Source organism: Acinetobacter sp. UBA6526, assembly GCF_002434875.1.
Lineage (GTDB): Bacteria > Pseudomonadota > Gammaproteobacteria > Pseudomonadales > Moraxellaceae > Acinetobacter > Acinetobacter venetianus.
Map to the genome: position 1 here is coordinate 1 of NZ_DJLC01000158.1, position 19,387 is coordinate 19,387.

General features: G+C 38.3%; 20 protein-coding genes. 9 read left to right on the forward strand and 11 right to left on the reverse strand.

Annotated features, from left to right (window positions below):
• Both B4237_RS10850 and B4237_RS10855 read right to left on the reverse strand, forming a co-directional pair.
• The coding region (locus B4237_RS10850; protein WP_286943076.1) for a DUF2238 domain-containing protein at positions 1–589 on the reverse strand (589 nt) is incomplete at its 3' end.
• Positions 590–616: 27 nt separating this feature from the next.
• The gene (locus tag B4237_RS10855; RefSeq protein ID WP_278596628.1) at positions 617–976 is read right to left on the reverse strand and encodes a hypothetical protein; all 360 of its coding nucleotides are present in this window, start codon (positions 974–976) and stop codon (positions 617–619) included.
• A gap of 188 nt (positions 977–1,164) precedes the next feature.
• Here B4237_RS10855 and B4237_RS10860 point away from each other — a divergent pair, with 188 nt between their 5' ends.
• On the forward strand, positions 1,165–1,809 hold the full coding sequence (locus tag B4237_RS10860; protein ID WP_286943078.1) for a GNAT family N-acetyltransferase: 645 nt from the start codon (positions 1,165–1,167) through the stop codon (positions 1,807–1,809).
• Positions 1,810–1,876: 67 nt separating this feature from the next.
• On the forward strand, positions 1,877–2,281 hold the full coding sequence (locus B4237_RS10865; protein ID WP_278596630.1) for a hypothetical protein: 405 nt from the start codon (positions 1,877–1,879) through the stop codon (positions 2,279–2,281).
• Here the strand turns inward: B4237_RS10865 and rsmD are convergent.
• Both rsmD and mrdA read right to left on the reverse strand, forming a co-directional pair.
• Complete coding sequence (rsmD, locus tag B4237_RS10870; RefSeq protein WP_007483661.1) at positions 2,278–2,826, reverse strand: 16S rRNA (guanine(966)-N(2))-methyltransferase RsmD; 549 nt, start codon at positions 2,824–2,826, stop codon at positions 2,278–2,280. The two genes, B4237_RS10865 and rsmD, sit on opposite strands and share 4 nt — an antisense overlap.
• Positions 2,826–4,811, reverse strand: a complete 1,986-nt coding sequence (gene mrdA / locus B4237_RS10875; RefSeq protein ID WP_278596631.1) for a penicillin-binding protein 2 — start codon at positions 4,809–4,811, stop codon at positions 2,826–2,828. The genes rsmD and mrdA overlap by 1 nt, the downstream gene beginning before the upstream one ends.
• A gap of 242 nt (positions 4,812–5,053) precedes the next feature.
• Between mrdA and B4237_RS10880 the strand changes: the two genes are divergently transcribed.
• The 4 genes from B4237_RS10880 to B4237_RS10895 all read left to right on the forward strand — a co-directional run bounded on the left by B4237_RS10880 (position 5,054) and on the right by B4237_RS10895 (position 7,923).
• Positions 5,054–5,572, forward strand: a complete 519-nt coding sequence (locus B4237_RS10880) for a hypothetical protein (RefSeq protein ID WP_004880896.1) — start codon at positions 5,054–5,056, stop codon at positions 5,570–5,572.
• Positions 5,573–5,630: 58 nt separating this feature from the next.
• Positions 5,631–6,944, forward strand: coding sequence for a hypothetical protein (locus tag B4237_RS10885; RefSeq protein ID WP_004880894.1), 1,314 nt, complete (start codon positions 5,631–5,633; stop codon positions 6,942–6,944).
• A gap of 82 nt (positions 6,945–7,026) precedes the next feature.
• Positions 7,027–7,680: an adenylate kinase gene (adk, locus tag B4237_RS10890; protein WP_278596632.1), complete on the forward strand. Its 654-nt coding sequence runs from the start codon at positions 7,027–7,029 to the stop codon at positions 7,678–7,680.
• A 60-nt stretch (positions 7,681–7,740) separates the two neighbouring features.
• Positions 7,741–7,923: a hypothetical protein gene (locus B4237_RS10895; protein WP_007483675.1), complete on the forward strand. Its 183-nt coding sequence runs from the start codon at positions 7,741–7,743 to the stop codon at positions 7,921–7,923.
• Here B4237_RS10895 and nth read toward each other — a convergent pair.
• Complete coding sequence (nth, locus tag B4237_RS10900) at positions 7,920–8,606, reverse strand: endonuclease III (protein ID WP_004880878.1); 687 nt, start codon at positions 8,604–8,606, stop codon at positions 7,920–7,922. The two genes, B4237_RS10895 and nth, sit on opposite strands and share 4 nt — an antisense overlap.
• Position 8,607: 1 nt before the next feature.
• The gene (locus tag B4237_RS10905) at positions 8,608–9,399 is read right to left on the reverse strand and encodes an RnfABCDGE type electron transport complex subunit B (protein WP_278596633.1); all 792 of its coding nucleotides are present in this window, start codon (positions 9,397–9,399) and stop codon (positions 8,608–8,610) included.
• A gap of 154 nt (positions 9,400–9,553) precedes the next feature.
• On the opposite strand from B4237_RS10905, the gene B4237_RS10910 reads away from it, so the two are divergent.
• Together B4237_RS10910 and gdhA are read left to right on the forward strand one after the other, a co-directional pair.
• A complete protein-coding gene (locus B4237_RS10910) occupies positions 9,554–10,492 on the forward strand; it encodes a hypothetical protein (RefSeq protein WP_286943082.1) in 939 nt (312 codons plus the stop codon).
• A 607-nt stretch (positions 10,493–11,099) separates the two neighbouring features.
• Complete coding sequence (gene gdhA, locus B4237_RS10915; protein WP_004880869.1) at positions 11,100–12,446, forward strand: NADP-specific glutamate dehydrogenase; 1,347 nt, start codon at positions 11,100–11,102, stop codon at positions 12,444–12,446.
• 88 nt (positions 12,447–12,534) lie between these two features.
• On the opposite strand, the gene B4237_RS10920 is transcribed toward gdhA, so the two are convergent.
• The 5 genes from B4237_RS10920 to B4237_RS10940 form a co-directional block, all read right to left on the reverse strand.
• On the reverse strand, positions 12,535–13,641 hold the full coding sequence (locus tag B4237_RS10920) for an META and DUF4377 domain-containing protein (protein WP_278596635.1): 1,107 nt from the start codon (positions 13,639–13,641) through the stop codon (positions 12,535–12,537).
• A gap of 190 nt (positions 13,642–13,831) precedes the next feature.
• Positions 13,832–14,605, reverse strand: coding sequence for a DODA-type extradiol aromatic ring-opening family dioxygenase (locus B4237_RS10925; RefSeq protein ID WP_004880866.1), 774 nt, complete (start codon positions 14,603–14,605; stop codon positions 13,832–13,834).
• Positions 14,606–14,714: 109 nt separating this feature from the next.
• On the reverse strand, positions 14,715–15,194 hold the full coding sequence (gene rlmH / locus B4237_RS10930) for a 23S rRNA (pseudouridine(1915)-N(3))-methyltransferase RlmH (protein WP_007483624.1): 480 nt from the start codon (positions 15,192–15,194) through the stop codon (positions 14,715–14,717).
• Between the two features lie 324 nt (positions 15,195–15,518).
• The gene (gene lon / locus B4237_RS10935) at positions 15,519–17,948 is read right to left on the reverse strand and encodes an endopeptidase La (RefSeq protein WP_023014020.1); all 2,430 of its coding nucleotides are present in this window, start codon (positions 17,946–17,948) and stop codon (positions 15,519–15,521) included.
• 144 nt (positions 17,949–18,092) lie between these two features.
• Positions 18,093–18,680 carry a 5-formyltetrahydrofolate cyclo-ligase gene (locus B4237_RS10940; RefSeq protein ID WP_278596636.1) on the reverse strand — a complete coding sequence of 196 codons (588 nt, stop codon included), beginning with the start codon at positions 18,678–18,680 and terminating at the stop codon, positions 18,093–18,095.
• Between the two features lie 460 nt (positions 18,681–19,140).
• On the opposite strand from B4237_RS10940, the gene B4237_RS10945 reads away from it, so the two are divergent.
• Positions 19,141–19,387: ESPR-type extended signal peptide-containing protein (locus tag B4237_RS10945; RefSeq protein WP_286943087.1), on the forward strand; the 247-nt coding region annotated here is incomplete at its 3' end.

Below are 19,387 nucleotides of genomic sequence, written 5' to 3' on the forward strand. Positions count from 1 at the left end.
GGACTGCCCCAACTGTTGCAAGGAACATATCTTTGTGGGCATCCCACATGTCGCCTTGTTGACCATTATAATTTTCCGCATCTTCAGGCGATAATCCCATCGCAATCCACCATTCAATGAACTCATATATTAAGCTTGTTGCCATAACAAATTGTATGACCAAGAACAATAAAGCTGCTGGTTTAGCCGCGGGAAACCAAACTTGAAAACAACGATAGAATAAGGGATAGAGTAAAAATCCATATGCAAAATGGACAAAACGATCATACATATTTCTAGTCCATCCCATACTTTGATTTAAGTCAAAATGAAAAAGGGAATTGAACCATTCATTGTAGGGAACATAAGAGTAGAGGTAGTGTGCGCCAACAATATGAATAAATAAAAAGAGCAGGTATAAGCAAAAGCTGTAAAAGTTAATGCCAATTTTTCGCATGATGACAAGCAAAGCAATCAGCATGAAAACTGTACCTGCTTGATGCAATAAATATGAATCGAATTCTAAAGGATTAATACTTGCGATTATTGCCGTAACTAAAATGAGCATAAGAGCAATATAATGTTTTAAGCTCAATTTTTTTTCTATCATTTAATGTCCTAGATAGAGTTTGTCACTCTATTTATTCTCGTCAGACGCACCTATAACAATTTGTTCTTTAGCAGATGCGACTCCGCCAAGTGCCTGACAAGCTTGTTTATATAATTGATATTTTTGTTGTACTACTTCATCCAATGGGATGTCAAAGAGATCTTCACCATTTTTATATTGTTCAATATATGTCGCGGCCTTTTCTTTATTCACAGCAAGGGCTTGTTGGTGAAAATTGGTGATCGAAGATGTGGCTAATTGGTTTGATTCGATATTGTTGCACTGAAAATCTTGTAAAATTTTTTCTGCACGTTTGACCTCACTAGATTGACCAAAAATACACGCTGTTAGGCTGAGGCATGTGACCAATAGGAGTAAAACTTTCATGGGGAATTATGTTGAGTTTGTAGATCGGCTCATTGTATCTAAAACCCTGCTATAAATTAAGTATTTATGTCTAACAGAAGCAATTAAATGACTTAAATAATGCGACATAAAATCCAGTTTTGAGATAAAACGCATGTTTTTATCTATATATTTGATTTTAAACATGTAATATAACAGGGAAAACAAAAATGAAAAATTTATATAATAATCCGTTTGAGGAGCAGAAAGTGAAGATACGCAGGGCAGAAAAACAAGATGTGAATGAGTGTGTTCCGCTGATTTATAGTGCTGGAATTCCCTTGTTTGACTATATTTATCAACATGATCCTATCAGTGCTGAAACTTTTATTCATAAAGAGTTTTTATCAGAATATGGATATACAAGCTATAAACTGCACTGGGTGGTCGAGAAAGATAACAAGGTGATTGCCACCGTGGCTTGCTATGGAAAAGATGACCTACTAAAAATGGATAGCGGTACGGTTAAAAACATTCTCACTATGTATCGGTTTCGATCACCTCGTGTTTTGGCGAGAGCGTTGCATTCAGCTTCCGTGGTGACCAAGCCAGTTGCATCAAGCTTGCATATTGCAAATTTTGGTGTGCATCCCCAATATCGTAGTCAGGGTATTGGTTTGTCCTTGTTAACGTATCTAAAAATGCTTGCCCAACAGCAGGGGCATTCGATTTTGTCTTTGGATGTGTCTTGTGAAAACCCTAGAGGGCAACGTTTATATGAAAGGATTGGTTTTAAGGCTGTACAGGAAAACCAGTTCAAGGGGGTGAAAAATGCTAAGGTGCCCAATGGGCGGCGTATGGAATGGAAAATCTAGTGTTCCATTTGCTTAAACTTTCTGGAACAGGTTATGCTCATTTTTCATCGAATTAATTCAACATGCTATGCGTAGTCAATCAGCAGTTTTACCCTATTTTATCTTATGTTTCTCCTGTATCTGCCATGCAGGAGACTATAGTTTCTTTGCTGGATTTGAAGATGATTCTGAGGAAATGTTTGATGCTGCATATCCTGAAATGAAAACAGATTATTCAGTTTTGCATAATCAGCTTTTTCAAGATGAGCGGTGGCGTGTATACAACTATACTGCGTACCAGACCAATCAATTCAACCATAAGATGTTAACAGGTGATACTTCAAATCTAAGTTTGGATGATTTCTCGATCTCACTGGGCTACGGTATTGTCTATCAGCTTAACTCAAGCAACCGAATCGGCTATGAGTATTTGTCGAGCTTTCCGTTTGATCGAGGGCAACTCATTAGACTGTTTTGGCTAAGAATTTTCTAAGTAATTTTTTGGTATAAGCCTGCTCGAACTACACCTGCTTTAGTTTCTTTAATTTTTTGCCAAGATGCTGGTAGTTTGAGCTGTGATAATTCTCGATCTGCTTCAACGTAAATGAAGGCTTGGTTTGCAATCATCGGATCTGATAACTCAGCAAGTTCTTGCCATAAGTCTAAACTATAGGGTGGATCAAGAAAGACAACGTCGAAACTAAGATTCAGTTTCTTGAGCGCTTGTTGTGCTGTTGTTAGGTGTAGCTGACAATTCTCTGCTTTTAATAAAGCAATATTCTCTTTTAAAAATTTTGCTTGAGTTGTATTGGGTTCAATCATTACGACTTTGGCAGCTCCACGAGAAAGCGCCTCAAATCCTAACGCACCTGAGCCAGTGCAAAGGTCTAAAACCTGTGCATTTTGAATATCCCACATGAGCCAATTAAATAATGTCTCACGTACACGGTCAGGCGTTGGACGTAAACCGTCTACATTCGCAAAAGGTAAAGTACGACGCTTCCATTCCCCGCCAATGATCCGTAATTGATTTTTCATTATTCAGTGACCTCATCAGCAGGTAAAGGAGCTGTGGTTATTGATTGTGCTTGTACTGTAGATGCTGCTCCACCGCTAGGTAATTCACCCGGCTTAATACCCGCGGTCATCAGGCCGCCACTGACTTGATGATTTGCTGGACGAATCGGATTTTTCTTACGAGTAACAAGCCAGTAATCAAAAATTGGACGTGCGAGTTGAGCTGCTGAACCACCATGTTTACCATTTTCCCATACGACTGCGATTGCAATTTCTGGGTTATCTGCTGGAGCAAATCCAACAAATAGACCATGATCCCATTGTCTTGAAGAAAGTGCTGCTTCGTTATAGCGTTTTCCTTGGGCAATACTTTTAACTTGTGCCGTACCAGTTTTACCAGCAATTGAATATTGCAAACCGCCTTTAATTCCACGACCTGTACCAGATTGAATGACATCAACCATGGCATCATGCATATTCATCCAATCTTGTGCGGTTCCATTAAATTGGATTTTTCCATCTGGTGCATTATGTACAGTGAATTGTTTTGCACCTTTGGTATCTCGTAATACATGCGGTGTGACATGTGATCCTTTGTTTGCGGTAATTGCAGTTGCCATAGCGAGCTGTAATGGTGTTGCTGTAAATGCACCCTGTCCAATACTGACGGAAATTGTTTCACCTTTTAGCCATTTGCTTTTACGAGTACGCATTTTCCATTGTGGGCTTGGGTATAAGCCTGAACTTTCACTAGGTAGATCGACCCCTGTTTTCTCACCGAAACCAAATTGGCGCATCCATTCATTCATTTTTTCTATGCCCATACGATAGGACAAGATATAGAAATAAGTATCGCAAGATACGACTTGAGCTTTATGTAAGTTAACTGAACCATGTCCTGATTTTTTCCAGTCACGGAATTTATGTGAATCCCCTGGAAGAGAGAAATAGCCAGGATCAGAAATAGCGGTATTCCAATCGACGAGTCCATAGTGAATCCCTCCTAGACCGAACATTGGCTTAATCGTAGAACCCGGTGGATAAGAACCTTGAACTGCACGGTTATAAAGTGGCTGATCTAAGTTATCACGCAGAGCACTATAGTCTTTAGTGCTGATCCCCGTTACGAATAAATTGGGATTAAAACTTGGACTCGAAACTAGTGCTAAAATTTCGCCAGTGCGGGGATCTATCGCAACAATCGCACCGCGACGATCAGCTAACTGTTTAGCCGCAATGGTTTGTAAGCCATAATCTATCGATAAATAGAGATCATTACCGCGAACAGGATCTTGGCGCCCTAAGTTTCTGAGCACATTACCATGTGCATCGGCTTCGACAGATTCATAGCCCGGTGTGCCGTGCAGTAAATCCTCATAGCTTTTTTCTGCACCAATTTTGCCGATAAGGTTAGTTCCAGCATATAAATCCTTATCGATCTTTTTAAGTTCTTTATCGTTAATTCGACCGACATAACCGATGACATGCGCAAATAACTCACCGTGAGGGTAGTAGCGAGTCATCTGTGTTTCGATTTTAACCCCAGGAAAGGCATATTTAACTTCACTGAACTTTGCAATGTCATTTTCAGTCAGGTTGAGCTTGATCGCGATACGCTCAGTTTTTCGAGCAGTTTTAACACGGCTCTTAAAACGATCGACGTCTTCTTGTGTCAGACTTAATACTGGAATTAGACGAGAAATTGTTCCATCAATATCGGTAACATCTGCACGGCTTAATGTTGCACTAAAAACAGGATAATTATCTGCAAGTAAAATACCATTACGATCGTAAATATAACCACGGGCAGGCGGAAGAGGTTGTAAGCGAATTCTGTTCTTATCTGATGCCGTTGTAAAATCATCGTAATGAACAATCTGTAAATATGCATAACGACAGATCAATAAAAGAAGAAACGTCATCACTAGAAAAATTGCAAAAAAGATTCGACCCCTATAAATGCGCTTTTCTTGTTGCATGTTTTTTAAAGGAAAGTGCTGTTTCATACGGAGTCGACTTAAATTACAAGATTGAAAGAGGGTATGGGTGACTTATTTTAACGTAAGTTGCATGATCATACTGTAGATTTTTCAATACTTCATATAAATGAAGCTGCGACAGTTTTTGACTTTGCAGACATTAAATTTGTAGGGTCTTGTATACTAGAAGCAAAATAATTCTGTTAAAGTCACAAACGGTTTGAAATAGGATTGTCCAATACGCACTCTTAAGGAAAATGGAGAGAATAATGAGAAAACTTTACCTTTTGCTAGCGGTTTTAACATGTAATGGTTTGGTGCATGCGGATGAAAATCCATATATGCCAGAGCCAAAATTAAAAGATGCTAATGTTTCGACTTGGAATATTGGTGCAGGTTTTACAAAAAAATTACTACATGCCAATTTAGAATGGGTTAATCCTTATGGTATTGCTTATGCAAAAGCTGGTGCATTTTTAAATGATGATAATGAACCAGGTGCACAAGTTGGATTTCGTTATCCATATTATTTAACAGGCACTGATAAAAATGGTTATTACGTTGGTGTCTACGCGGGACATTTAGACAGTAAAAACTTTGGAGGTAAACAAAAAGGCAATCTCGGTGTAGGTGCTGATCTTTCTTATGTTTGGCTGAATAGCGAACGTATCAGCACATTCAGTGTAGGCGCTGGTATACGAGAAAAAATTGAAGATGGGAGTGGCAATACTGTGAAAAAATCGGAACCAGTTTTTCAGTTTTCTTACACTTTAAGTTTTGGTCTATAGGAGATATTTGCTCTTTGTCCTGTTAGCCATAATGTATTAATAATTTTGAGAGTCATGCATGTTTGATTACGTCAATGAATTGTGGCAGATTTTTTTAAATCGACCAGACCATCTGGCGGTCTTAAGTATTATTCCTGTGACAGCCTTTGTAACTTGGGCTCACGTGTGGATGGCTTTAAAAATGGTGTTTTACCCAATTAATTTTTGGGGATTCCATTTAGGACCATTACCTGTAGGTTGGCAAGGGATTGTTCCACGTAAAGCTGGACGTATTTCAGGCATCATTACTGATAATACATTAACTAAACTTGGTTCATTGCGTGAGTTCTTAGAAGCAATGGACCCAGAAGATATGGCCATGATTATTGGTGAACAAGTTGGTTTTGAACTTGAACACTTAATTGATGAAGTCATGATCGACCGTAATGCAGTGCTATGGGAAAATTTACCCTATTCGATTAAACGCCGTATTTATGCTCAAGCACATAAACAACTCCCAAATACTTTAAGAGAACTTGTGACTGAGCTGACCATGAACGTCGAGTCACTTGTTGATATGCGTGAAATGGTTGTTCGCCAAATGGAAGGTGATCGCCGTTTGATGGTGCGGATGTTCCTAAAAGTTGGACAAAAAGAAATTAACTTTATTTGGCATATCAGTGCATTGATTGGGATGTTCTTTGGTGTTTTCCAAATGATTGTTTGGTTCGTAGTGCCTTGGCATTGGACTGTTCCATTTTGGGCATCGATTTGGGGTTTCTTGACCAACTGGATTGCAATTTGGATGGTATTTAACCCAATCGAGCCGCATTATATCCGTTATCCACAAATATTCCGCTTAACTAAAGATCGTAAATTCCCTTGGATTGTACCTGTTCTAAAGATCGGTACTTACAATGTACAAGGTGCTTTTATGAAGCGTCAGGAAGAGGTTTCGGATGTATTTGCGAGTGTGGTAACAGAGGACTTGATCACATTGAAGTCGATTATGACTGAAATGATGTACGGCAGCAAAAAAGATAAAACCCGTCGTATTGTCAAGCGCCATATTAATGAAATTATGGAAACTCCACTAGTTAGAACATCATTGCAGCTATCATTGGGTCCTAGAGAATATGCTAGACTCAAGACCGACTTGATTGATCGTTCAATTGAAATTACTATGGGGCCAGTATGTGACCCAGCCTTGAATGCTAGTCGTGCGCAAAAGATCTTTCAAATGTTTAGAGACCGTATCCGTGAACTAACACCGAAAGAGTTCCAAAACCTATTACGACCAGCGTTCCAAGAAGATGAGTGGATTTTAATTGTACTGGGTGGGGTAACTGGCTTTTTTGCAGGTTTAATCCACTTATTTGTAGCTTTCTTATAATTAATTTGATGTTGGTTGGGCAATAAGTCTGTATGATATTGCTCAATTAAAGATTTATTGTTTTTAAATGAGGATGTTCTTTATGCGCATTATTTTACTCGGACCACCTGGGGCAGGCAAAGGTACTCAAGCTCAGTTGATCTGTAAGCGCTACAATATCCCACAAATTTCAACCGGTGATATGCTCCGTGCTGCAATTCGTGAAGGTACTGATCTTGGCTTAAAAGCGAAAAGCGTCATGGAGTCAGGTGGTTTAGTATCAGACGAATTAATTATCGGTTTGGTCAAAGAGCGTATTGCTCAACCAGACTGCGTAAACGGTTGTATCTTTGACGGTTTCCCTCGTACGATTCCACAAGCTGAAGCATTAGAATCAGCTGGTATTTCAATTGATCACGTGATTGAAATTGATGTTCCTGATGAAGAGATTGTTCAACGTTTGTCTGGTCGTCGTCAACATCCAGCATCTGGTCGCGTATATCACATCGTTTATAATCCACCAAAAGTGGAAGGTAAAGATGACGAGACTGGTGAAGAGCTTGTACAACGTCCTGATGATCAAGAAGAAACAATCCGTAAGCGTTTAGGTTCTTATCATAGCGAAACTGAGCAACTTGTTGGATTCTACCAAGGTCGTGCTGCTTCTGGTGAAAATGCGCCAACTTACGATAAGTTAAATGGCTTACGTGCGATTGATAAAGTTCAAAAAGATTTATTTGCAATTTTAGATAAATAATCTAAGTTGTAGATTAATAAGGAGCTCTGACAAGGGCTCTTTTTATTTTGGAGAAAGCAAATGTTAAAAGTTGTGCTGATCATCGCGGTGATTTTAAGTTTTATTTTGCTGTTATTTTTATTATACCAAAGCCAAAAAATGCTGCGTCATGTGCAAAAACAGCAAGCATTAGAAAATAAGAAGTATGGTAAAGCTCGCCAACTCCATCCTAAGTTACAACAGCAAAAAAAACCTCAGGACTAACTGAGGTTTTTTGTTTTAATCATTTTAGCTGCACCAAACTCAAAACGATCTGGCCAATTACAGACATCTGAGACAATACATTCGCCACATTTGGGTTTACGTGCGATACAGCAATAGCGCCCATGCAAGATTAGCCAATGATGTGAATCAATAATAAATTCTTTGGGAATCACTTTAACTAAACGATGTTCAACTTCGAGAACATTTTTTCCTACTGCTAAACCTGTACGATTACCAACACGGAAAATATGCGTATCAACAGCCATGGTCGGCTGACCAAATGCAGTATTGAGCACAACATTGGCAGTTTTTCGTCCCACCCCCGGCAATGCTTCAAGTTCTTTACGTGTTTCAGGCACTTGTCCTTGATACTGTTCAACCAAGATACGGCAGGTTTTAATCACATTTTCCGCTTTGGAATTATATAAGCCAATGGTTTTTATATATTCTTTTAAGCCATCTACACCCAAATTGAGAATACTTTGTGCTGTATTGGCAATTGGATAAAGTTTGTCTGTGGCTTTATTAACACTGACATCTGTCGCCTGAGCAGAAAGCATCACTGCGATGAGCAATTCAAATGGAGATGTGTAGTTTAATTCTGTTTGAGGATTTGGTCGTTGTTCACGCAACCGTTCAAAAAAGATTTGAATTTGCTTTTTGGTCATATTTTTAGTTGACATGTTAACCCTCCAGCAATTCGTTTAAGCGCTGTTGTAATTCAATCAGTTGCAGTTGTTTTTTCTCATCTGCACGTACGCTGAGCTGCTTTTCCAACTTTTTGATCTGTGTACGTAGTTTTGCTAACTCAATCGTGGTCTTCGCATCCAAAGCAGGAGTTTCAGCCACTTTTTCAGTCAAGGTAATTGCAGGGACATTATTGAGTTCTTGAGAGAATTTTGCAAAAAATGCAGCATCAATTTCAGCACGTACAATCGGGCCTTTACGATGAATTCGATATTTTTCTTCACGTTGAATATGTGCATAGTAGCGATGTCTGAGATCATCTTGTACTTTGATCCGCTGCTCGTCGTTAGCAACTGGAGCTGTATCCTCAACTAGATCAATACAGTCAACAGGACATGGTGGAATACAAAGCTCACAACCTGTGCACAGGTCGGTTAAAATGGTATGCATGAGCTTACCACTGCCAATAATTGCATCAACAGGGCAGGCACTAATACATTTAGTACAGCCAATGCATTCATCTTCACGGATTACCGCTTTCATTTGCTGCGGACGTCCATCTGATTGAATATCCCAAACACTTGGTTCAGCGATCAATATAGGTCGTTTTAAAAGTGTTGCCAATGCGTCAGCCACAGGTTGTCCACCAGGAACACATTTATTCGCTTCCTCGCCTTCAGCAATCGATTTTGCATACGGCAAGCATCCATCACGGTGCCCGCACAAACCACATTGTGTTTGCGGAAGTAATGCATCAATTTCACGAATAAGTGCGATAGAGGCGTCCATAGAACCAACAACTTGTTAAAACGACAGCGATGATGAAGAAAAAACAGCATAGGGTCAAGATAACTTTCTCAGTTGATTAGATTTCTATACAGCTTTAAGATTTCTTGATTAGAATGGAGTTGAATAATATTAAAGTGTCGTAAAGCGTATTTTTATGCCAATCGTAACAATAATTTGGGGTGTATTAGCCATACTTATAGTATGGGTGTTGTCTTATCCAAAAATAAGAAATAAACCTGTGTGGCGTGCAACTGTAACGCCATTGGCATCAATCATTGGTGGTGGTTTTCTGATCGCAGCACCTTTATTGAATGATTTAAGTGGTCATTATGCGATTTATGTCATGGTGACTTTATGCGTATTTGCGTACTCGATTGGGCAAATTATTCGTTGGAATATTCAGCACGTTGAACCTAACTTGGCTGCTCAACAAGATCGTCATTTATTGCAGATTGAGCGTTTAAGCGACATTGCGTTAACCGCAGCGTATGTACTTTCAGTCACTTATTATTTGTATTTGTTTTCATCATTTATTGTTAGAATTTTTTCCATTCAATTTTTAGGAACAACACAGATCATCACGACAGTGATTCTACTGTTAATGGCATTCTTTGGTTATTTCCGAGGATTTAAAATACTCGAAAAAATTGAGATTTTTGCTGTAAATATTAAGTTGAGCATCATTACTGTTTTTCTATGTGCTTTGTTGTTTTTTAATTTAGATCATCAAGCTCCCAGTCATGTTCCTTCAAGCTTTGATATGAAGCATATTCCAATCATTATGGGTTTACTCATTATGATTCAGGGATTTGAAACCAGTCGTTATTTAGGAAAAGAGTATTCAGCAGAAATTAGAGTGAAAAGTATGCGCAATGCTCAGTTATTGAGTACAGGCATTTATATCATTTTCATTCTATTGTTTAGTCTGGTTTTCCAATTACATCCGCTCAGTGGTGAAATCTCAGATACATCTGTGATTGATATTGCAAAGTATGTGTTTTGGGGTGCACCTATTTTCCTATTTATTGCTGCGGTAACGAGCCAACTCAGTGCTGCATTAGCAGATTTTGCTGGAAATGGGGGGGCTAGTTAATGAAGTCTCGCAACAAAGAGTATCTGTAAAAGTTGCTTATGTTTTCATTGCTGCTGCGTGCATTGTTTTAGTTTGGTCATTCGATATTTTTGAAATTATTAGCTTTGCATCTAAAGGTTTTGCACTGTATTACTTTTTTCAATGTTTGAGTTCAATGTGGGTACATTTCCGAATAGCTAAAGCTAAGTTTGTGTTTTCACTGTGCGTTGGAATCCTGTGTTTATTGGTTGTATTGTTTGGACAGCCTTTTGAAAGCTAAAGTGAGACGTAATTAAAAACAGAGACATTGTTTTGAAAATGCTAGGCAAAACTCCTCAAGCTATTGAGCCTAGAATTGTCATTCATTCATTCTTTTTTGATTAATAATAGTGCCATTTTTGGTTGTTTTTGGTGCTATTTAATAATTTTATTTGAATTTTATAGTTTTTAATTTGGTATTTATAATATAAATAATGAATATTTATTTAAATATTTTGTTGATAAATATAAATAAATTTTAAAAATTAGAAAAACTATACTCATACCTAATAGCAAAGTATCTCTAATTTGTGAGATATTCTTTTTGGTGCATTTTTAGCACCATAATGAATCATTGTGTCGGGGGTGAGTGTTGAAATACAGCAATTTAAGTGACTTCTTAGCTTATGTTGAAGCAAGAGATCCACATCAACCTGAGTTTCTACAAGCTGTTGAAGAAGTAATGACAAGCTTGTGGCCATTTATACAGAAAAATCCAAAATATGCTGAACATGGTCTTTTAGAACGACTGATTGAACCCGAACGAGTGATTCAGTTCCGCGTATCTTGGATGGATGATCGAGGGCAAGTGCATGTCAATCGTGGATTCCGCGTGCAATATAACTCAGCAATTGGCCCATATAAAGGTGGTATGCGTTTTCATCCATCTGTGAATTTATCAATTTTAAAATTTTTAGGTTTTGAACAAACCTTTAAAAATGCGTTAACTACTTTGCCTATGGGTGGTGGTAAAGGCGGTTCTGACTTTGATCCAAAGGGTAAGTCTGAAGCTGAGATCATGCGTTTTTGCCAAGCATTGATGTTCGAGTTATATCGTCATTTGGGTTCAAATACGGATATTCCAGCAGGAGATATTGGTGTTGGTGGACGCGAAGTCGGTTATATGACGGGCATGATGAAAAAACTAAGCAATGACACCTCATGCGTGTTTACTGGTAAAGGTATTTCATTTGGTGGTTCTCTTGCTCGTCCTGAAGCAACGGGTTATGGTACGGTTTATTTCGCTGAAGAAATGTTGAAAACGCGTGGTGATAATTTCGTAGGTAAAATAGTTTCAGTTTCTGGCTCAGGAAATGTGGCGCAGTTTGCAGCAGAAAAAGCGATGTTCCTTGGTGCAAAAGTAGTGACCCTCTCTGACTCAAATGGCACTGTGTATTTGAAAAATGGCTTTAGTAAAGAGCTTTTAGATGAAGTGATGGAGCTGAAAAATGTCAAACGTGGACGTATTTCAGAGTTTGCTTCGAAACACGGATTTGAATATTTCGAAGGACAAACACCGTGGCATATTCCTGTTGATATTGCTTTGCCATGTGCCACTCAGAATGAATTAAATGGTGAAGATGCAGCAGCATTACTTGCTAACGGTGTGATTTGTGTAGCTGAAGGGGCAAACATGCCATCTACACTTGAAGCCGTTGAAAAATTCGTTGAGGCGAAGATTTTATATGCACCAGGTAAAGCATCAAATGCAGGCGGTGTCGCGACATCTGGTTTAGAGATGTCTCAAAATGCGAATCGCTTAGGTTGGTCTTTCGAGCAGGTCGATGAGCGTTTGCATGCGATTATGAAAGAGATTCATCGAAACTGTGTCAAGTATGGTACGCAGGAAGATGGCACAATCAATTATGTTGATGGTGCGAACATTGCTGGTTTTGTGAAAGTTGCAGATGCGATATTGGGGCAGGGCATTTATTAAGAACCCCTCTAAAACCCTGTTTAATAAATAAGGCTTTCCATAAAAAATCCGATGCTAAAGCATCGGATTTTTTATTACTAGAATACGATTATGGTTTTTTCACAATTTCTTGTTCAACAACCATATCTAGTACATCTGCAATGCTAGATTGATCAGCAGCAGGATTCTTAATATCAAAACGTTTAACACGAACGATTACACGTTGGTTTGGATTATGTTCGAAACCTTCGATTTGGCCGTAATATAGTGACCAGTCTTTATCTGCATAAGTTTTGATGCCTTTTTCATCATATTTTACTTCACGTACTTGCATACAAGTTTGTGGAGCGACACCTACACACGATTTTGTTTCTGGTGCGATTTCCAAGAAAACAGTTTTACCTTCAGATTGGTATTTAGTTTCGGGGGTCATTTTACCAACAAAAGTATATTTTTGACCTTTTGCATCCGTCAGTGTCATGCTTGGTGCGTGTAAATCAGTTGTATTCACTTCAAAAGGAATCTTGCCTTTTGTTAATAATTGACCAGCAAATTGCTCTTGTTTCATTAATGCAGGATCACATGCCATTAATGTTGATGCGCCATCACCAGTAATGATTTGACCATTTTCAACTTTCCAAGAGGTATTAAGGCGGTTACAACCTGTATCTACAGAAAGACGGTCATTTTCCAAGAAATTCAATACGATTGGACGTTTTGTCTCAGCTGGCTGATACGACCAAGTGTAATTTGTTAATACATTATTACTTTCCACTTTAGTACCTGCAAATACGTATTTTTGACCTTTGCTATCAGTTACAGTCAAGATCGCTTCACCATTTAAAGTGCTGATTGCAAACGGTACTTTTTTCTCGCTGAAAATATCAGAAGATAAGCGTTCTTGTTGCATTAAGTCATCTGCACAAGCCATCATTGTCGATACAAGTGGCGAAACAACAATGCTGTTGCCTTCAACTTTCCACGTACCACCTTGATTATTACAGCCAGTTTGGATTGAAAGTTTTTGATCTTGGCTAAAAGATAACACTAAAGGTTTAGATGCTTTAGAACCTTGATATGTCCAATTATATTCAGTTAAGTTTTTCACAGCATTCGTGTTAATTTGATTAATTACGTTATCACTAACGTTTTGTACTGTTTGACAAGCCATTAATGAAAGCGGAAGCAAAGCGAGAACTAAATATTTAATTTTCATATTTAAAAAACAACAGTTAAAAATAAACAGTAGTAAGCTTAAATCATTCTTAAAAAAAGAAAATGCAATCCATTTATGGATTAAGTGTGTTAAATGTATTTATTTGTAAGTTTAAGATAAATAAAGGAGATTTGTAGGTTTGCTCTATTTAAAGCAAACCTAGTTTAGATTGGTTGATAAAATACTCAATTTAATCGAAACGATAAATATCCATACCCAAAGAACCCATCGAAAAGCTGCTATGTACGATACTGAATCGAACACCTGTCCCCATAGCAAAGAACAATGGCGCAAAGTGTTCAAGCGTTGGATGATTGCGTTGAACATAGGGCAGCTCTGGCCAATTAAGTACTGCATCATAATCTTGATGGCTGAGTTTACTCACCACAGTATTACGGAAATTACTTGCCCAAAAAGGAACGTCTGCATCTGCATGCCATGAGAGTTCTGCTAAGTTGTGTGTGATACTGCCTGAACCAATTAATAGAATTTGTTGTTCTCTTAATGGTGATAATACTTGCCCAATTTTGTAAATCTCGTCTGCCGTCATTTTGATTGGAAGAGAGATTTCAATGACAGGAATATCTGCATCAGGGTACATATGCAGTAATGGCATCCATACACCATGATCGCGTGGTCGTGTGCTGTTAGCATGTGCAGCAATACCAGCATCAGCAAATAAACTCAGTATTTCTTCTGCCAAAGTCGGTGAACCAGCCGCAGGATAACGAATTTCATATAATTCAGGCGGGAAGCCACGGAAATCATGCCACGTTTGTGGTCTGGAAGAAGTACTGACTTCCAATGCCTGACTTTCCCAATGTGCTGACATCACAATAATGGCTTGGGGTTTTGGTAGGTTGATGCTTAATCGATATAAAGCAGGGCCTACTTGTTCTGGGTCAAGTGCAAGCATGGGTGAACCATGAGAAATAAATAATCCGGGTAAAGTCTGGAAATTCATAAATAAGCACCTGATTGGAATTACAGCACTATCGTGACAAAATCAGCGGGAGAATGACAGCCGTTAAACTTCAACAGATTGTTCTATAATCGGAACAATTTGGTTTAAGTTATGCACGGTGATAAGGGTGATTGTGGTTAATGCTCATTGCCCGATAAAGTTGCTCAATCAACAAAATACGCACCATTGGGTGAGGCATGGTTAGTTTTGATAAAGACCAATGCCAAGCCGCAGCTTTACGAACGGCATCTGAATGACCATCAGGTCCGCCGATTGCAAGCGCAACGTCATTGCCTTCAAGCATCCATTGTTTCATAGTGTCGGCGAGTTTTTCCGTACTCAGCTCGCGTCCACCGACTTCAAGTGCAATGAGTGTTTCATTAGGTTTCAGTGCATTTAAGATACTTTCACCTTCGATTTGGCAGTATTTTAAAATATCTGCTTCAGAATCATTTTTACCTCGTTTAGCCATCGGTAATTCAATGACCTGAGTTTGCACAAATGGTTGGATGCGTTTGAAGTAGTCTTCAAACCCAGTGAGTACCCATGCAGGCATTTTTTGACCAATGGTGAGAATTCGAATTTTCATAAAAAAAGTAATGTGGAAAATATAGAGACATTATAAACATTCAACTTGTTACATGGCGGTTTAATTGAATGTTTACTTGTCATAAAAACTTCAGAATGATGGTTTATGCTTCTACATAAAAAACGCAGCTCAAAATGTGTATGAGCTGCGATTAAAGTGTTATCCGTCTGGAGTTCAGATAACACTAAAATTAGTTTAAGAGTCAGAATTTAGCCTTTCTTTTTATTGACTCTATTTTATTATGCAATAAATTGATCATTTTTCAACCTGATTATGTAACAAAAAAAGAGAGCCTAAGCTCTCTTCTTTATATGGTACTTATTTTTAGTGACGTGCTGCTTTTGCATCCTCTACTGGTTTTACAATAGGTGTTTTTGGCAAAGGCTTTGGCGTGTCTGTTAATGCTAAAGGTAAGATTTCATCAATGCTTTTCACCGCTTTGATTTCTAAGCCTTCTTTGACATTGTCAGGAATTTCAGCCAAATCACGTACGTTATCTTGTGGGATAAATACGAGCTTAATACCACCACGGTGTGCTGCAAGAAGTTTCTCTTTTAAGCCACCGATGCGCATTGCACGACCACCAAGACTTGTTTCACCTGTCATTGCAATATCTGGACGAATTGGAATGCCAGTAAATGCTGATACAAGGGCAGTGGTCAGAGCTAAACCAGCAGATGGACCATCTTTTGGTGTCGCACCTTCAGGTAAATGCACATGTACATCGGTCTCATCAAAACGAGAAGCCTCGATGCCTAGATCATCAGCGCGGGTACGTACCACAGTCATTGCAGCAGTAATTGATTCTTTCATTACATCACCGAGAGAACCCGTCGTAATGAATTTACCTTTACCTTTTACCGCAGCAACTTCAATCGTAAGTAATTCACCACCGACCGAAGTCCAAGCTAAACCATTTACACGACCAACTTGTGCTTCATCTTCTGCCATACCAAAGTCAAACTTATGTGGACCTAGGTATTCAGGAAGATTTGCAGAAGTCACATCAACTTGTAAGTTTTTAGACTTCTTGCTCACCGCTTCTTTAACTACTTTACGTGCAATTTTCGATACTTCACGCTCTAGGCTACGAACACCTGCTTCGCGTGTATAACGTTGTACGATGTCACGAATTGCTTCTTCATGAACAGTCAATTCTTTGGCACGTAGACCATTATTCTTGATTGCTTTTGGAACAAGATAGCGCTCAGCAATATTTACTTTTTCATCTTCGGTATAACCTGGTAGACGAATCACTTCCATACGGTCCAATAAAGCTTCAGGAATATTCATACTGTTTGCAGTACAGATGAACATCACTTCTGACAAATCAAGATCAAGGTCTAAATAGTGATCATTGAATTTATTGTTCTGTGATGGATCGAGCACTTCAAGTAATGCAGAAGCAGGATCACCACGGTAGTCTTGCGCCATCTTGTCGATTTCGTCGAGTAAGAACAGTGGGTTCTTTACACCAACTTTTGTCAAAGATTGCACAATTTTACCCGGCATCGCACCGATATAGGTACGACGATGACCACGGATTTCAGCTTCATCACGGACACCACCGAGTGCCATTCGAACAAACTCACGACCTGTTGCTTTGGCAACTGACTCACCAAGCGATGTTTTACCCACACCTGGAGGACCAACTAAGCAAAGGATAGGGCCTTTCAGTTTCTTCACGCGAGACTGAACTGCAAGATATTCAACAATACGATCTTTAACGTCATCTAAGCCGTAATGATCCGTATCTAGAATTTCTTGAGCTTTCGCCAAGTTGATACTAACTTTGCTCGCCTTATTCCAAGGAGTATCTAGAATGACTTCTAAATAGTTACGAACAACAGCAGCCTCACTTGAAGCGGGTTGCATCGCTTTGAGCTTACGGAATTCAGCATCAGCTTTTTTGCGTACATGCTCAGGGAGATCAGCTTCTGCAAGACGTTTTTCAATCTCAGCTACATCATCCTCAGCACCGCCATTCATATCGGAAAGTTCACGTTGAATGACTTTCATTTTTTCATTTAGAAAGTATTCACGTTGGTTCTTTTCCATTTGACGTTTTACGCTGTCGTGTAACGTTTGTTCAATTTGCTGCTCAGCAGATTGATTCATCAAATAATTCATCAACTCTTGTAGATGAGCTTCAAATTCGTCGTGTTCTAAAAACTTTTGTTTCACTTCAATATTTAAAGGCACACGAGTCGCCACGAAGAACATAAGTTGTAATAAGTCTTCGATTTTATTTGCAGCTGCAACAAGTTCACGCGCATTACGTAATTTTGCTTCTGCATATTGAGCAAATAGAGTACGTAATTCATTTAAGCGAGTCTCTTGTGCTTCTTTATCCAATGGAACATTCATTGGGCTTAAATGATGCTCAGCTGTCAGATATTCTTCGCCATCGATAATGCGCTCTAATTTAGAACGGTGTAAGCCTTCGATCAGCACTTTAATACAGTTTTCATCATTTTCATGATTCACAACTTGTACGATTTTAGCCACGGTTCCATATTGATAGAGATTATCGTGATCAATTTCTTCTGTAAGCGAATCTTTTTGCGCAACTACAAATACTAAATTGTCACTGTTACGAGCCACATCCACTGCATTGATCGATTTTTCACGACCCACGAATAGCGCGATTTGCATGTGTGGATACACCACAACATCACGTAACGCTAATAGTGGTAATACACTTGGAACCTGCGGCTCTAAGCTTGTTTCATTATTCATAATATATTCAGACATGGGCACTCCTAATGAGTGACAACGGTGTTGCCATGTTTTTTATAGTGATGTGCATTTCAAAAATTACAAGGGTTTTACAAGAGAAATTATAAAAAAAAGACTAAATTGGTCGACTTTCGCCTACAAATTCATAGAAATTAGAGACTAAGATTTGAAGTAATAAATTTTTTCAGGTGTCAGTAAAGCATTTAATGGTTGATCCCATTTTTGCCTGAATAATGGTTCATTGAGATATTGAAATGAATGCGCGAGACCCAGTCGAAAAGGCTGATGTGGTGCTGTTGCCAAAGTACGATCATAAAAGCCACCTCCCATACCGACTCTTGTTCCGAAATAATCACATGCTAATAACGGCATCACCAGTAAATCTAATTTAGATACATGCTGTCCGCGCGTTGCCATAGGCTCTTTCATACCAAGAGGATGGTGAGAGAAACGCTTATTGAGATATTGATTTGCACTGATTTTTACCCAAACAAGGTTTTGGTTCATCGAGCAAATCATCGGTAAATATACTTGCTTCTTTTGTTTAAAGCAGAGCTCAATTATTTTTCGTGTATGTACTTCACCGAAAGCGTGTAAATACAATCCGATTTTTTTAGATGATTTAAATTGAGGACAGTATCTCAATTGATTTAATACTTGTTGTTCGATTTGTTTATGTTGAATAGGGCTAATTAGTTTTCTTTTTAATCGAAGTTGTTTTCTTAGTAATTTTAAACTGCTGTTCATACGGGTTCAAACATCATTTACTCCTCTAAATCATACTCGATTTGTTCCAAAATATTTAAAACAAAATGATGATTTTTATGTGTGGAATTAATCTTTTGGTTTGTGATGTTTTGTTAATTTATTTTACCATTTGGTTTATTTAATATTTTGTTTTATAAGTAAAAATTATTAATTTATTAGAGTTATTATTCTATTTGTTGTGTCATTCATGAAATAAAAACAAAAGAAAACAATTTGAAACATTTTGGTTTTTTATTAATTTAAATCAATGATTTATATTTTTATTTATTTTTAGAATATGAGAAATGTGTCTCACATTTAAATTATATACATTTGTATATTCTTTACCAGATTACTCGGTTTGATTAGCATCCGCCGCTCTTTTTTTAGCGGCGACACTAAAAATGCAGTTTCGCATTTTTAGACCATCAATAACTGTAGTAATTATCTGAGAATTTTTATGAATAAAGTATATAAAGTGGTTTGGAATGCTTCTCTTGGAGCGTGGGTTGCAACTTCTGAACTTGCAAAAAGTAAAACAAAAACCAAATCAAAAATTCTCAATTTATCAGCTGCGGTTTTGGTTGGTGCAATTAGTTTTTCTCCTACTGCATTTGCTGCTACAAATATTGGAGGCGGCTCAGGTTCAGGAACATCAATTTCTGGAGACAGATGTGGTGAGGGTACAGCGAATACTTCTGGTAGCA